This is a genomic window from Actinoplanes rectilineatus (genome assembly GCF_000962825.1).
GTDB classification, from domain to species: Bacteria; Actinomycetota; Actinomycetes; order Mycobacteriales; family Micromonosporaceae; genus Actinoplanes; species Actinoplanes rectilineatus.
Map to the genome: position 1 here is coordinate 41341 of NZ_JZKF01000062.1, position 12636 is coordinate 53976.

Below are 12636 nucleotides of genomic sequence, written 5' to 3' on the forward strand. Positions count from 1 at the left end.
GACCATGACGACACGGCGACAGTTCGGCCACAAGCCGGCAACGAACGCTAAGGGGGGTGCGACCATGCGGGCGCGGAAACGCCGGGACAAGGCCACCGACTATCTGACCGACGCCATCGACCTGCTGGGTGGCTGGACCAGGGACGGCGTGCAGCTGCGCCGGGACCTCGCCTGCGACGACAGCCAGCACGCCGCGCTGACCGAACGGATCAAGGTCGCGGCGGACACCCTGCACATCCGCCCGAACATCCGGCGCATCGATGGTCACACTCAGATCTGCCTGGGTCCCCAGGACGGCGCGTCGATCACTGACGGTGAGGTCACCCTCGCTGCCCGGATCGAGGACTTCTACCGTACGGTCGTCGAACGGACGTAGATCACGACGACTAAGGTTCGCCGCATGACTGACGCGGTGTACGACAGCAAGGGCCAGTTCGAGCAGATCCAGGACGGCCTGCTCGAGGGCGAGACGATCATCGCGGTGTACGACGCGATCGGCACGGGCACCGGATTCATCGGCCTCACCGACCGGCGGATCATCGTCCAGGACCAGTCCTACGTCGGTAAGCGTTTCGCGATCACCAGCATCCCGTACTCCCGGGTCAGCAGCGTGAGCGTGGTCAGCAACAAGAGCTGGGCCGGGCAGTTCTTCTCCTCCGGCACCATCGCGATCGCCGTCGGCACGAACACGTACGAGGTGGAGTTCCGCGGCTCCGACAAGGCGCACCACGTGCACAACGTGATCCTGAGCCGCGCCGCCTGATCACCGCCGGCTGGGCCCGCCGACCGCCTGCGTGAGATCCCAGACGTACCTGCGGCCGGCGGGCTTCTCGTCCCGCCAGATCACCTCCCAGCGCCCCCGGTGGTCGCGTTCCGGTTCGGCGATCCGGCCGTACCCCTGACGCTCCTTCACGCTCGGTGGCTGGTCGCTCTCCGGGAAGCTGAAGGTCACCTCGAAGCGGGTGAACGCCGACGGGGCGCCGCTGGCCGCCGGCAACCTGTCCTCCCAGACCAGCTGGTCCCAGCCGCGTTCGCGCAGCGGGCGCCAGAGCCCGACCGGGCGGTACTCCACCTGCCACGCGGTGGGGGTGGTCACCGCCGGGTCGAAGATCAGCCAGACCCGCAGCAGCCGGCTCTGTTCCAGCGGCAGCGCGGTGATGCTGCCGTCGACCGGGCGCAGCGCCTTGAAGTCGATGTCGTCCAGGCGGATCAGCCGGTCGGTGTCGGTGGGCACGATCGGGCGCATGGTCCGGTGGGTGACCAGCGGATCCGGCGTGGTGACACGTTTCTCGACGATGCGGTCGCTCTCGTCGTCGTCGCCGACGGTGACGAGCACCTCGAGGGTCTCCGAGAAGAGCGGTTTCTCCCGGTCGCTGATCCGCTGGATGGCCTCGAGGTAGTGCTGGTGGCCGGCCCGCTGCAGGCTGAGCGCCTTGGCGGCGTCGATCAGGTCGGCGTCGAGCTGCCGGATCCGGACGACGAAGGCGAGTTGCCAGAGGCGGACCACGAAGTAGAGCAGGCAGGCGAGGAAGACGGCGGTCAGGGCCCATTGGGCGATCCGGGTCGGCACCTCGGCGAGCTGCGCGATCCCGGATGCCAGGCCGAGGAGCACGACCGCGATGTTCAAGGTTCCCCTGAACAGGGTGTGGGACTTCGACGGGGTGTCCGGCATCAGACCAATGATGACGAAACCTGGTTTACCGATAAATCCTCACAAAGGGTGAATATCCTCCGGAAGGGTCGCCCGATCGGTTATGCCAGTTCTGAACCCCGGCGACGGTTACTCATCGGTAACCGTTGTTCTCCGCTTCCGGCCCGCCGCATGCTACCGAGGATCACGTCGATTCCCTCTGGAGGCGAACCCCGGTGCTCACCCACCTGCAACGGCCGTCGACCCGCAGATACAGCACCGCGATGCCGGACACCGGAGGTGAGGGGGGACAACCGTACCGGCTGGCACACGTCGCCAACGCCGCCTTCGCCGTCGCGTTCCTGGTCTCGGCGGTCCTGGTGGGTCTCGCCACGGTCGCCCTGCATTGACGGACCGCGGCGAAACCCGAGGGTTCAGCGGTAACTGCCGCCCTCGCCGCCACGGAAGTACGTCATCGTTCTCCTCATTCTCTCCCTCGGGCCGCGTGGTGCGCCCGTTCAAGCCTAACGACGCTCCGGCCCTCAACTCCGAGGTTCCGGCAGGACACGTGTCCGCAGCGGCGTCTCGGTGACCGTGCCGTCCGGGTTGCGGCGCAGGGCGTACCCCCGCGGGCCCTCCCGGTCGGCGACCACCTCGGCCAGTGCCGTACCCCGGTAGAGCAGGCCGGCGCCGTCGTCGGTCGCGTACCCGTCGGCGAGGGTGCCCGCCCCGATCAGCTCGTGCATCTTCGGGCGGCGCTGCTCCTCCGCGTCGTAGTGCACCCCGTTGCTGTACGGCAGCCAGCCCAGCCCGTCGGTGAACCCGCGCAGCTCCAGGCCGTAACTGTCGGTACTGCCACCGCTGTGCCAGCAGATCGACCCGGCCGAGACACCGCTCATCACCACGCCGGCCTGCCACGCCTCGTGCAGGATCTCGTCCAGTCCGTGCACCCGCCAGAGCGCGCACAGGTTGGCCACACTGCCGCCGTCCACCCAGACGATGTCCTGGGCCAGGAGGTGCGCGCGGATGTCGTCCACGTTCGGCATCGGGAACAGCTGCAGGTGCGACATGGTGAAGTCGGTGCCGGCGAACGCGGCGTAGAAGGCGCCGATCCGCGTCTCCGGGTCACCGGTGGCCTGGGTCAGCACGCAGATCTTCGGCTTGCGGGCGTTGGCCAGCTCCGCCGCGAAGTGGTGGATCGCCCCGGGCCGCAACGAGAGCGGGCCGTGGGCGCCGCGCCGGAAGAACGCGCTGGTCGCGAGAATGGTGGGTTCGTCAGCCGTCACCGCAACATCATCGCGCAGGCGTCGACCGTGTCCAGGACCAGATCGGCGGCGATGTCGGCGGCTGCCCCCAGCCGCAGCGGGTCGCCGTCGACCGCGGCGAACGCGGCCTCGGCCCGCCGCCGGAACTGCTGCGGCGCGCCGGGCAACGCGTCCGCGGCGGCGATCGCGCCCTTCTCGTTGATCAGCCACCGGCCGGCGGCGCCGTGCAGGGCGTGCGCGCACACCCCGGCCAGCCGGAACAGGCAGCCGGCCACGTAGGTGGCGTCGCCCCGGGAGATCGCCTTGCGGGCCAGGCCGACCATGAAGTCCGCCTCCCAGAGACCGGCCACCAGGGCTTCGGCGAGCGGCCGCGGATAGACCAGGGCACTCTCCCGCAGGGCGGTCAGTTCACCGGTCGGGTCGGCGAGGATCCGCCCCAGGGCCAGTTCACCGGGGTAGAGGAAGTCCGGCACACCGAGCGGATGCCCGGCCTGGACGTGGAACGCGTACCGGCCCTTCTCGGCCTCGGCCCAGCAGGCCCGGACACGGTCCAGGTCACGGTAGATCCAGTCGACCGCGTGCCCGTCGATGCGCAGCCAGCCGCCACCGTCCACCCAGGTGCCCCACTCGCCGGGCGGGGTGACCCGGCTGCCGCTGCCGGCCACCTCCTCGGCCAGCCGGCCCAGCCGCTCGGTGTCCAGCGGGGCCCGGTAGTACAACCCCAGATCGGTGTCCGAGTCCGGGGTGTGCGTGCCGCGCGCCCGGCTGCCGCCGAGCATCACCCCGGCGACACCGGGCACCGTGAGCAGGCGATGGGCGAGTTCGGTCAGATCAGCGTCGGTCAGCCCCATCCCCCTACGGTGATCTTCCGGCCAGAGCGGCGCAATCAATTACCCGTCTCCGCCCTCGTCAGCACAGACTCGCCGGTTCCCGGCGCAGGCTGTCCAGCGCGCCCGGCCCGAGCAGTTCCAGTTCCTCCACCGAGAAGAGCAGCGCGCCGGCACTCTCCGGGCCCCGCACGGCGCCGCTCGGCTCCGGCCGCGCCACCGGGACCGCGTCCTGGTCCTGCGGGCACAGCGCGGCACGCCCGACCGGCACACAGACGTGCAGGTCACGCTGGCAGTCCTTGGCGTCGCCGGCCCACTGCGCGCCGAAGACCACCACCCGGTGCCGGGGCTTGCGGGTGACCGTGGTGTCCAGCAGCCGCCGGTCGGTCTGTTCACCGTCGGTCATGGTCACCAGGTAGCGCACCCGTTCCTCGCCCGGCTTGCCCGGCGTCTGCACCCGGCGGACGCCGCGCGGCAGCGACGAGTCACGGACCAGCTTGGTGTGGAAGGGGATCACCCGCGTCTCGGTCTCGGTGCGGGTGGTGACCACCGGCTCGGCCGTGGTCTTCCCCTTCGCCTTGGTGTCCGCTTTCGCCTTGCGGTTCTTCTTCCCGGCCGGTTCGGTGCGGGCTTTCTTGGGGGTACGCACGGAGCGCGGTTCCGTGCGGGCGGCGCGATCGCCGCCGTCCCGGTCCGCGCCGGCCGACGTGGCTGCGGGCTGGTCCGCGGCGGCCGACGTCCGTCCCAGCTGGTCCGCGGCGCTGCGGGCGGCAAGCCCCGCCGCGCCCGGTGCCCGCTGGTGCCGCCGGGGCAGCGGTTCGGCGGCCGCCGCCTCCCGGCTGACCACCTCCGCCTCGTCGTCGAGCAGCGGATCGGCGACGTCGACCGGGTCGGCGACGGACGGCGCCGCGGCCACCGGATCCTCCGGCCCGCCCCCGGTGAGACCGGCCACACCGGTCGCGCCGCCCCCCACGACGGCGAGGATCGCGGTCGTGCCCACGGTCATCCGGACGCCGAACGGCAGCCGGGCCCACCAAGACTTTCGTGGCATTTCGAGCAGATGCTGCCAAGAGTCACTAGTTGTCTGGTTTTGCACCAAAGCATTGTGACTCGTCCCGGCTCGCAGGCAAGGCGCCGCGAGTCCCCCGAAAAGCTGACGCCATGCCCCGTTACCAGCCTCGCGCGTTGCTCCGGCGAGGCGCAGAGTCACCAGCACCCCGGCCGTACCATCGGTGCCATGTCCGACACCGCCGACCGGCTCGTCCCGCTGAGCCCGCACGAAGAGGCGGTGATGCGCGCCCTCGGCCGGTTCCTGCTGGTCATGCCGCGCGCCCTGGACGCCGACCTGATGCGCGAACAGCGCCTCTCCCTCAGCGAATACTCGGTCCTGCGCCACCTGTCCGAAACCACCGGCCAGTCGATGCGGATGAGCGAACTGGCCTACGCGTGCGACATGTCACTGAGCGGCATGACCCGACTCGCCGCGAAACTCGAAACCCAGGGCCACCTGCGCCGCATCCGCTGCACCGAGGACGCCCGCGGCGCGAACGCCGTCCTCACCGAACGGGGCCTGACCCGCCTCCGCGAGGCCTGGCCCACCCACCTGGCAAGCGTCCGCCGCCACATCTTCGACCACCTCGACGGCATCGACCCGGCCCGCCTCGCGGCGGCCTTCGCCGCGATGGCCACCGAGCCCTGAACGAACCTTTGTCATCATGTGAGGCGTGATCACCACCAGCCCGGACACCAGTCCCTACACCAGCACGGCCCTGCCGGACCGGATCGCCCGGCTCGTGTCCGAAGTGCTCGCACCGGCGGTCCTGGTCGCCGCCCTGCTCATCGTCGTCGGCTGGCACGCCGGCGACACCCCCGGCGTGTCCCGCTGGTGGGGACTACCCGGCGCGCTGTTCGCGGCGGTCATCCCCCTCGGGTACGTGCTGCACGGCGTACGCCGAGGCCGCCTGACCAACCACCACATCCCGGAACGCGCCGACCGCCGCATCCCGCTGCTCTTCGGCACCGTGTCGCTGATCGCCGGCCTGGCCCTGCTGGTGGCCCTGGGCGCCCCGCGCGAGGTACTGGCCCTGCTGGCCGCCGGCGGCGTCGGCCTGTTCGTGTTCGCCCTTGTCACCCACTGGTGGAAGATGTCCATCCACGGCGGCGTGGCAGCCGGCACGGTGGCCGCCCTGACCGCCGTCTACGGCCCGGTCGCCCTGCTCGGCGTCCCGCTGGTCCTGCTCGGCGGCTGGGCCCGCATCCGCCTCACCGCGCACACCCCCGCCCAGGTCGTCGTCGGCGCCCTGGCCGGCGCACTGATCGCCGGCACCGTCTTCCCCCTGCTGCGCTCATGACCTGGACCATCACCGAACGCCCCTGGAACGACCCGGACGGCACAGCACTGCGGGCCGCGCAACGGGCCGAACTGGACACCCGCTACGGCAGCGACGACCACGAACCCGGCACCCCACCGTCAGCCGCGGACATCGACGTGTTCCTGGTGGCCGTCCGCGACGGCCGGGCGATCGGCTGCGGAGCCCTGCGCCGCCTCGACGCCACCACCGCATCCAGCATCAGGCGTTGCGGAGAGCACCCACGGGATTCACACCGCCACAAGCCGGACGCGATCGCCACAGAGTTTGACCATGTCGTCGATGTCTGAGGTCACCATGACCACGGGCCGGTGCTGGCGCAGCGCAGCCTCGGCGACCACCGCGTCGATCGCGTACTTGTGCCCATGCAGGTTGGCCTCCATCAATAGCGCCGACGCCGCCCTCGCCTCTTCGTCACCCACTGGGATGACACGCAGCCCGGAGAGGACCCAGTTCAGGCGCGACCTGTTCGTACGGGCATGGACGGCCTCGATGATGGTCAGCGCGCTGATCACGACTTCCATGCCACGCGAGCGTGCCTCCGCAACCAGAGCCGCCACCTGCTCGTCATCGGCAAGCAGCTTGGAAAGTCCCTCGCTGTCGAGAACCAGTGTCCCCTCGTGACTCAGCCTGCGACGGGCCACTCGCCCTCCTCGGCGAACACTTCGTCGAAGACCTGCTTCGCCCGTTGACGAGCCTGCCCAGAGATCGGGCCCTGACGACTCTCATAGTCCGCCAGGTATTCATCGAGAATCTGACCGCGCAGCTCCCGTTCCACCGCCTCGGCGATGAACGCGGAGAACTCCCGCTTGCCGACCCGCGCACGAATGGCCTCAGCCGTTCCCTCAGCCAGCGACAGACTCACCCGAGTCGTCGGCCCTTCCCCGATGCTGTAGGTCGACTCACCCATGAAACGAGTGTGTCAAACGAGTAGGAAAGTCGCCAGCCGCATCGGCACTGGGCAGGAAGCCGACTTCAGCCATTCACCCTCACGGATGATCTGGCGGACGCGCTCGCGGCTGTAACCGGTGGCCGCCACGATGTCCACCTGGCGCATGCCGCCACGGTCGGCGGCGCGGATCTGGTCGGCGAGGTCGGCGCGGGCCTGGTCCACCTTCCCGCGCGCCTCGGCGACGATCCGGGCGGCCCGCTCCTGCGCGCGAGGAACGCCGTCCTCCGCCGCGCGCAGCTTTCGTACCGCCGCTCCCAGATCAGCCATGCGGCCATCGTCCACGGCTCAAGGCCATGGCATCTCAACGGCCAGATCATTTGGCGCAGACTGAGAGACATACTGTCGGCGTGCGGTCTCAGCCCTGCGACCCGGACCGCGCCGGCTGGTCGGAGGCGCTCAGGTTCAGGAACATCACGTGCAGGCCGACCAGGCCATAGTCGGGATGGTCGAACGCCTCCGGCACCGTGGTCAGGACCTCGAAGCCCAGGGAACGCCACAGCCGCACCGCGACCTCGTTCGTCTCGACGACCGCGTTGAACTGGATGCTGCGGTAACCGGCGGCGCGCGCCCACGCGACGACGTGTTCGCCGAGGGCGCGGCCGACGCCCCGGCCGGCATGCCGCGGGTCGACCATGAAGCTGGCCGTCGCCACATGCGCACCCCGGCCCGGCCGGTTCGGGCCCATCTTGGCACTGCCGAGGATCGTCGCGCCGTCCACCGCGACGACGGTGCGGCCCGGCGGGGACTCCATCCACCAGCCGCGGGCCTGTTCCAACGAAAGATCTTCAGGGAACGCGTACGAGTGACCGCGCGCCACGATCTCCCGGAAGAAGGGGTGGATGGCGGGCCAGTCGCCGGCCCCGGCGTCTCGGATCATCACCGAGTCACCGTAGGCCGATCGACCGGCCGGACACCACGGCGCAGCGGCCAGACACGTGTCGTGGTCAGGGTGCGAAGCCCGTCCGCGTGGTGATTACGGGCGCGCTGGACGCCCCAAGTCACCACACCCCTGGTGGTGTGGTGAATACGGGCGCGCTGGACGCCCGAAATCACCACAGAGGCAGACCCTGACTGCGGAACGTGTCTAAACGTTGAAGCGGAACTCCACCACGTCGCCGTCCTTCATGATGTATTCCTTGCCCTCCATGCGGACCTTGCCGGCGGCCTTCGCGGCGGACATGGAACCGGCCTCGACCAGGTCGTCGAAGCTGACGATCTCGGCCTTGATGAAGCCGCGCTGGAAGTCGGAGTGGATGACGCCGGCGGCCTCGGGAGCGGTGGCGCCGACCGGGACCGTCCAGGCGCGGGCCTCCTTCGGGCCGGCCGTCAGGTAGGTCTGCAGGCCCAGCGTGTCGAAGCCGACGCGGATCAGGCGGTTCAGGCCGGGCTCGGACTGGCCGGTGGACTGCAGCAGCTCCAGGGCGTCGGCCTCGTCGAGCTCGATCAGCTCGGATTCGATCTTCGCGTCCATGAAGACGGCTTCGGCCGGGGCGACCAGGGCGCGCAGTTCGTCGAGGAACGTCTCGTTGCCCAGTTCGGCCTCGTCGACGTTGAACACGTACAGGAACGGCTTGGTGGTCAGCAGGTGCAGCTCGGCGAGCAGCTCCAGCTCGATGCCCGCGGCCTTCGCACCCTGGTAGAGGGTGGTGCCGTCGTTGAGCAGCTTGAACGCGGCCTCGGCGGCGGCCACGACCGGCGCCTTGTCCTTCTTGAGTTTCGCCTCTTTCTGCAGGCGGGGCAGCGCCTTCTCGACCGTCTGCAGGTCGGCCAGGATCAGCTCGGTGTTGATCGTCTCGATGTCGTCGGAGGGCGACACCTTGCCGTCGACGTGCAGCACGTTCGGGTCGGAGAAGGCCCGGACCACCTGGCAGATCGCGGACGCGTCGCGGATGTTCGCGAGGAACGCGTTGCCCCGGCCCTGGCCCTTCGACGCGCCGCGGACCAGGCCGGCGATGTCGACGAAGCTCACCGGCGCCGGCAGGATCTTCTCACTGCCGAACAGTTCGGCGAGCTTGCCCAGCCGCTCGTCGGGCAGGCCGACCACGCCGACGTTGGGCTCGATCGTCGCGAACGGGTAGTTCGCGGCGAGCACGTCGTTCTTGGTCAGGGCGTTGAACAGGGTGCTCTTGCCGACGTTGGGCAGGCCGACGATTCCGATGCTGAGGCTCACGGAACGTGAGTCTACGGGTTTGCCCGAGCCGCGCCTCAGGTCCGCTTCAGCGGAAGAACTTCCGCAGTTCGGCGGCGACCAGAGCCGGCCTGCCACTGTTGTCGGCGGCGAGATGCCCGACGCCGGTCAGGGTCACCCGCCGCGCTCGCGGCAGGACCGGCTCCAGGCCGGTGAGAACCTCTTTCAGGTACGCCGGGGAGCGTGTCCCGCCGAGCAGCAGCGTCTCGGCCGTCACGCCGTCGTAGGTGCTGAGCGGTCCGGCCGCCTCCTCGACGACCGCCGCGTCCAGTCGCATCGTCGGGATCAGTTCACCCAGCTCCCTGCCGCCGCCGGTGCGCAGGGCCAGGCCGGCGAGCGGGATCAGGGCGGCTCTCGGGACGAGACGGGCGCCCCCTGTCCCCTTGACCACGGTCGCGAACGCCGCCGCGGGGTGACCACGGGAGAGCTCCCGTTCGTACGCTGAAAGCCAGGAGAGCGGATCGTGACCGCCGTGCTTGAGCGGTGGTTCGTAGAGCGCGAGGCGTTCGACGGGGATCTCCATGGCCGTGCGCAGCGCGATCACCGCGCCGGAGCTGAGGCCGAAGACGTTGCCGGCGCCGGTCTCGCCGAGCAACGCGGCCAGGTCGTCGATCTCGGCGCGGAGGCCGTGGCCGGTGGCGGCGGGCCCGCTCTCGCCACGGCCGCGGCGATCGGGGACGTGGACGGTGAAATCGCGGGCGAGCAGGCCGGCGAGTTTCGTGAAGTTGGCCGAGGTCTGCAGGCCGCCGTGCAGCAGCACGACTTTGGGGCCGCCGTCGCCGAACGTACGCCACCGGATATCGACTTTCGCCATTGTCGTCACCATAACGTCAACCGTAGTTGACAGATCGGCAAGCGTCAACCGCGGTTGACAACCCTCGACACGGTGATGTCCGAAACCCGCCAGCCAGGCGGCGGGTACGCGGAGCAGACTCGACGGCATGGAGCTGGACTTCGAACGCTGCTACCGCGCCGTCGACAGCCGCGACCAGCGGTTCGACGGATGCTTCTACACGGCCGTCCGCACCACCGGCATCTACTGCCGGCCGTCCTGCCCGGCCGTCACCCCCAAACGAGAGAACGTGACATTCCATCCCAGCGCGGCAGCCGCCCAACGCGCCGGATACCGAGCCTGCCGCCGATGCCGGCCGGACGCCGCACCCGGATCACCCGAATGGGACGCGCGCGCCGACACCGTCGGACGGGCCATGCGGCTGATCGGCGACGGCGTCGTCGACCGGGAAGGCGTCAACGGACTCGCCACCCGGCTCGGATACACCGAACGACACCTCAACCGGATGCTCACCGCCGAACTCGGCGCCGGACCCCTCGCGTTGGCCCGGGCACAACGGGCCCAGACCGCGCGGATCCTCGTGGAAACCACCGACCTGGCGATCACCGACATCGCCTTCGCCAGCGGATTCGGCAGCGTCAGACAATTCAACGACACCATGCTCGAGGTGTACGCGCGATCGCCCGGCAAACTGCGGGAGACGCGACCGGCGGCCGGCGGCGAGCCAGGAGTCATCAACCTGCGGCTGGCCTATCGAGCCCCGCTGCACGCGGCCTCACTCCTGGAATTCCTGGCGGCACGAACACTGCCGGGCGTGGACGAAGTGGACGGCGACACGTACCGCAGAGGACTGAGCCTGCCGCACGGAACCGGAAGCGTGGCCCTACGCGCCGGAGAACGATGGGTCCACGCGACGCTGCGCCTCGAAGACGTCCGCGACCTGGCGCCGGCGGTGGCCCGATGCCGGCGGCTGTTCGACCTGGACGCGGACCCCGAAGCGGTGGACGGCGAACTCGGCCGGGACCCGGCGCTGGAAGGCGTGGTGCGCAAGGAGCCGGGGGTGCGGGTGGCCCGGGCGGTGGACGGGTTCGAGATGGCGGTCCGGGCGGTGGTGGGGCAGCAGGTGAGCGTGGCGGGGGCTCAAGCTGCGCTGCGGCGGTTGTTACGGGGTGTCTCGGATGCGAACGATGTCGGTGATGTCGCTGCTGTGGGCCCCTCCCCCTCCCCCGAGTCCTCCGCCGCCTCGCACACCGATCCCGCTGCCGCCGTGCTCGCCGGTTTCCCCAGCGCACAGGCCATCGCCGACCTCGACGACCAGGCGTTCGGCATGCCGAACGCCCGCCGCGCCACCATCCGCGCCCTGGCCGCCGCCGTCGCCTCCGGCACGGTCGACCTCAACCCGGGCGCCGACCGCGCCGAGGCCGTCGCCCGCCTGCAGGAGATCCCCGGCATCGGCCCGTGGACCGCCGGTTATGTCGCCATGCGCGCGATCGGCGACCCCGACGTGTTCCTGGAGACCGACCTGGCCGCCCGCCGCGGCGCCGCGGCGCTGGGCCTGCCGGACACGCCCCGCGCACTGGCCGAACATGCCGGGAACTGGCGTCCCTGGCGCTCGTATGCCCTGGTCAGGCTGTGGCGTTCCGCTTGAGAAGGTATCCCGGCGACGGGCCGCCAGGGCCGTCGTCCACATTCCCCGGTCATCCACAGGCCGCCGCGCGGGGATTCTCGCGACCGGCGACGCTGACCCGTAACGCGTGAGGAGACGAACATGCTGCGTCATTCGACGATGGACACCCCGGCCGGCCCGTTCACTGTGATCGTGAGCCGGGAGGGCGCGGTGCGCGCCTCCGGTTTCACCACGGATGTGGCCGAGTTGATGCGCCTGGTGCATCCGACTCTGGCCGGGCCGGTGGCGGAGGACGACGATGTGGGCCCGGCACGGACGGCGGTCCGTGACTATCTGGGTGGGGATCTGGCAGCGTTGGACGCGGTGCCGGTCGAGCAGGTCACCGGGGGCGCGTTCATGAGTCGCGCCTGGGACGTGATGCGCGAGATCAAGCCGGGGGCGCCGGTGACCTACACGCAGTACGCCGAGTTGGCGGGCCGGCCTGCGGCTGTCCGGGCGGCTGCGGCGGCGTGTGCCCGGAATGCGGTGGCGCTGTTCCTGCCGTGCCATCGGGTGTTGCGTACGGACGGTTCGCTGGGCGGCTACCGGTGGGGGTTGCCGGTGAAGTCCTGGCTGTTGGAGCACGAGAGGTTCGTTTAGCCACGGTTCGTCTAGTCACGGTTCGGTTTGTCCTGGGCGACGGCCGGCCGGGGCAGTCGGCCGTCGCGCGCGCGGTTCCCACACGACATCCGAACGGCCGCAGACGACGGCCACACCGGTCCCGCCGTCGCCGATGGCTGCATCGCATCGCTCGGACAGCCATGAGCGACGGCACAGCCAGGCTAGACACCTAATGAGTCAGTCAGGGTCTGCCTCTGTGGTGATTTCGGGCGCTCAGCACGCCCGAATTCACCACACCCACAACAGCGTGGTGATTTCGGGCGTCCAGCGCGCCCGTATTCACCACACCACCAGGGGTGTGGTGAATTGGGGCGTCCAGCGCGCC

The 12636-nt window shown here is 70.2% G+C and carries 17 protein-coding genes and 1 pseudogene; 8 read left to right on the plus strand and 10 right to left on the minus strand.

What is annotated here, in order from left to right:
* The first annotated feature begins 64 nt into the window (after positions 1-64).
* Both WH85_RS33365 and WH85_RS33370 read left to right on the plus strand, forming a co-directional pair.
* Positions 65-376 (plus strand): hypothetical protein, encoded by a 312-nt coding sequence (locus WH85_RS33365; RefSeq protein WP_045746058.1) that lies wholly within the window; start codon positions 65-67, stop codon positions 374-376.
* A 24-nt stretch (positions 377-400) separates the two neighbouring features.
* The gene (locus tag WH85_RS33370) at positions 401-763 is read left to right on the plus strand and encodes a PH domain-containing protein (protein WP_045746059.1); all 363 of its coding nucleotides are present in this window, start codon (positions 401-403) and stop codon (positions 761-763) included.
* Here the strand turns inward: WH85_RS33370 and WH85_RS33375 are convergent, their stop codons facing one another.
* A complete protein-coding gene (locus WH85_RS33375; protein WP_045746060.1) occupies positions 764-1672 on the minus strand; it encodes a hypothetical protein in 909 nt (302 codons plus the stop codon).
* Between the two features lie 242 nt (positions 1673-1914).
* On the opposite strand from WH85_RS33375, the gene WH85_RS53855 reads away from it, so the two are divergent.
* The gene (locus WH85_RS53855) at positions 1915-2040 is read left to right on the plus strand and encodes a hypothetical protein (protein ID WP_281179109.1); all 126 of its coding nucleotides are present in this window, start codon (positions 1915-1917) and stop codon (positions 2038-2040) included.
* 132 nt (positions 2041-2172) lie between these two features.
* On the opposite strand, the gene WH85_RS33380 is transcribed toward WH85_RS53855, so the two are convergent.
* Genes WH85_RS33380 through WH85_RS47635 form a run of 3 tightly spaced genes read right to left on the minus strand, consistent with a single transcriptional unit; the run spans position 2173 to position 4773 of the window.
* Positions 2173-2916, minus strand: a complete 744-nt coding sequence (locus tag WH85_RS33380) for a Type 1 glutamine amidotransferase-like domain-containing protein (protein ID WP_045746061.1) — start codon at positions 2914-2916, stop codon at positions 2173-2175.
* Positions 2913-3746, minus strand: coding sequence for a nucleotidyltransferase domain-containing protein (locus tag WH85_RS33385; protein WP_045746062.1), 834 nt, complete (start codon positions 3744-3746; stop codon positions 2913-2915). Before WH85_RS33385 ends, WH85_RS33380 begins: the two co-directional genes overlap by 4 nt.
* Before the next feature lie 58 nt (positions 3747-3804).
* The gene (locus tag WH85_RS47635) at positions 3805-4773 is read right to left on the minus strand and encodes a G5 domain-containing protein (protein WP_157411368.1); all 969 of its coding nucleotides are present in this window, start codon (positions 4771-4773) and stop codon (positions 3805-3807) included.
* 186 nt (positions 4774-4959) lie between these two features.
* Between WH85_RS47635 and WH85_RS33395 the strand changes: the two genes are divergently transcribed.
* The 3 genes and pseudogenes from WH85_RS33395 to WH85_RS33405 all read left to right on the plus strand — a co-directional run.
* Positions 4960-5421, plus strand: coding sequence for a MarR family winged helix-turn-helix transcriptional regulator (locus WH85_RS33395; protein ID WP_045746063.1), 462 nt, complete (start codon positions 4960-4962; stop codon positions 5419-5421).
* 25 nt (positions 5422-5446) lie between these two features.
* Positions 5447-6073: a phosphoesterase PA-phosphatase gene (locus WH85_RS33400; RefSeq protein WP_245674201.1), complete on the plus strand. Its 627-nt coding sequence runs from the start codon at positions 5447-5449 to the stop codon at positions 6071-6073.
* A pseudogene (locus tag WH85_RS33405) lies at positions 6070-6285 on the plus strand (GNAT family N-acetyltransferase); the annotation flags it as partial. The gene WH85_RS33400 and the pseudogene WH85_RS33405, both read left to right, overlap by 4 nt.
* 36 nt (positions 6286-6321) lie before the next feature.
* Here WH85_RS33405 and WH85_RS33410 read toward each other — a convergent pair.
* The 6 genes from WH85_RS33410 to WH85_RS33435 form a co-directional block, all read right to left on the minus strand.
* Positions 6322-6735 (minus strand): DNA-binding protein, encoded by a 414-nt coding sequence (locus tag WH85_RS33410; protein WP_045746065.1) that lies wholly within the window; start codon positions 6733-6735, stop codon positions 6322-6324.
* Positions 6717-7001, minus strand: coding sequence for a hypothetical protein (locus WH85_RS33415; protein ID WP_045746066.1), 285 nt, complete (start codon positions 6999-7001; stop codon positions 6717-6719). Before WH85_RS33415 ends, WH85_RS33410 begins: the two co-directional genes overlap by 19 nt.
* Before the next feature lie 12 nt (positions 7002-7013).
* Positions 7014-7310, minus strand: coding sequence for a hypothetical protein (locus WH85_RS33420; protein ID WP_157411369.1), 297 nt, complete (start codon positions 7308-7310; stop codon positions 7014-7016).
* A gap of 88 nt (positions 7311-7398) precedes the next feature.
* A complete protein-coding gene (locus WH85_RS33425; RefSeq protein WP_157411373.1) occupies positions 7399-7920 on the minus strand; it encodes a GNAT family N-acetyltransferase in 522 nt (173 codons plus the stop codon).
* A 207-nt stretch (positions 7921-8127) separates the two neighbouring features.
* On the minus strand, positions 8128-9213 hold the full coding sequence (gene ychF, locus WH85_RS33430; RefSeq protein ID WP_045746069.1) for a redox-regulated ATPase YchF: 1086 nt from the start codon (positions 9211-9213) through the stop codon (positions 8128-8130).
* A gap of 46 nt (positions 9214-9259) precedes the next feature.
* Entirely contained in the window at positions 9260-10045 is a 786-nt protein-coding gene (locus WH85_RS33435) for an alpha/beta fold hydrolase (RefSeq protein ID WP_157411370.1), read from the minus strand.
* Between the two features lie 127 nt (positions 10046-10172).
* On the opposite strand from WH85_RS33435, the gene WH85_RS33440 reads away from it, so the two are divergent.
* Together WH85_RS33440 and WH85_RS33445 are read left to right on the plus strand one after the other, a co-directional pair.
* Positions 10173-11672: a DNA-3-methyladenine glycosylase 2 family protein gene (locus tag WH85_RS33440; protein WP_045746071.1), complete on the plus strand. Its 1500-nt coding sequence runs from the start codon at positions 10173-10175 to the stop codon at positions 11670-11672.
* A 120-nt stretch (positions 11673-11792) separates the two neighbouring features.
* Complete coding sequence (locus WH85_RS33445) at positions 11793-12290, plus strand: methylated-DNA--[protein]-cysteine S-methyltransferase (RefSeq protein ID WP_045746072.1); 498 nt, start codon at positions 11793-11795, stop codon at positions 12288-12290.
* Positions 12291-12636 lie beyond the last annotated feature (346 nt).

Coding starts and splice junctions, on each gene's coding strand:
- WH85_RS33365 (WP_045746058.1), top strand. CDS start 65: ATGCGGGCGCGGAAACGCCGGGACAAGGCCACCGACTATCTGACCGAC.
- WH85_RS33370 (WP_045746059.1), top strand. CDS start 401: ATGACTGACGCGGTGTACGACAGCAAGGGCCAGTTCGAGCAGATCCAG.
- WH85_RS33375 (WP_045746060.1), bottom strand. CDS start 1,672: ATGCCGGACACCCCGTCGAAGTCCCACACCCTGTTCAGGGGAACCTTG.
- WH85_RS53855 (WP_281179109.1), top strand. CDS start 1,915: ATGCCGGACACCGGAGGTGAGGGGGGACAACCGTACCGGCTGGCACAC.
- WH85_RS33385 (WP_045746062.1), bottom strand. CDS start 3,746: ATGGGGCTGACCGACGCTGATCTGACCGAACTCGCCCATCGCCTGCTC.
- WH85_RS47635 (WP_157411368.1), bottom strand. CDS start 4,773: ATGCCACGAAAGTCTTGGTGGGCCCGGCTGCCGTTCGGCGTCCGGATG.
- WH85_RS33395 (WP_045746063.1), top strand. CDS start 4,960: ATGTCCGACACCGCCGACCGGCTCGTCCCGCTGAGCCCGCACGAAGAG.
- WH85_RS33415 (WP_045746066.1), bottom strand. CDS start 7,001: ATGGGTGAGTCGACCTACAGCATCGGGGAAGGGCCGACGACTCGGGTG.
- WH85_RS33420 (WP_157411369.1), bottom strand. CDS start 7,310: ATGGCTGATCTGGGAGCGGCGGTACGAAAGCTGCGCGCGGCGGAGGAC.
- WH85_RS33425 (WP_157411373.1), bottom strand. CDS start 7,920: ATGATCCGAGACGCCGGGGCCGGCGACTGGCCCGCCATCCACCCCTTC.
- WH85_RS33435 (WP_157411370.1), bottom strand. CDS start 10,045: ATGGCGAAAGTCGATATCCGGTGGCGTACGTTCGGCGACGGCGGCCCC.
- WH85_RS33440 (WP_045746071.1), top strand. CDS start 10,173: ATGGAGCTGGACTTCGAACGCTGCTACCGCGCCGTCGACAGCCGCGAC.
- WH85_RS33445 (WP_045746072.1), top strand. CDS start 11,793: ATGCTGCGTCATTCGACGATGGACACCCCGGCCGGCCCGTTCACTGTG.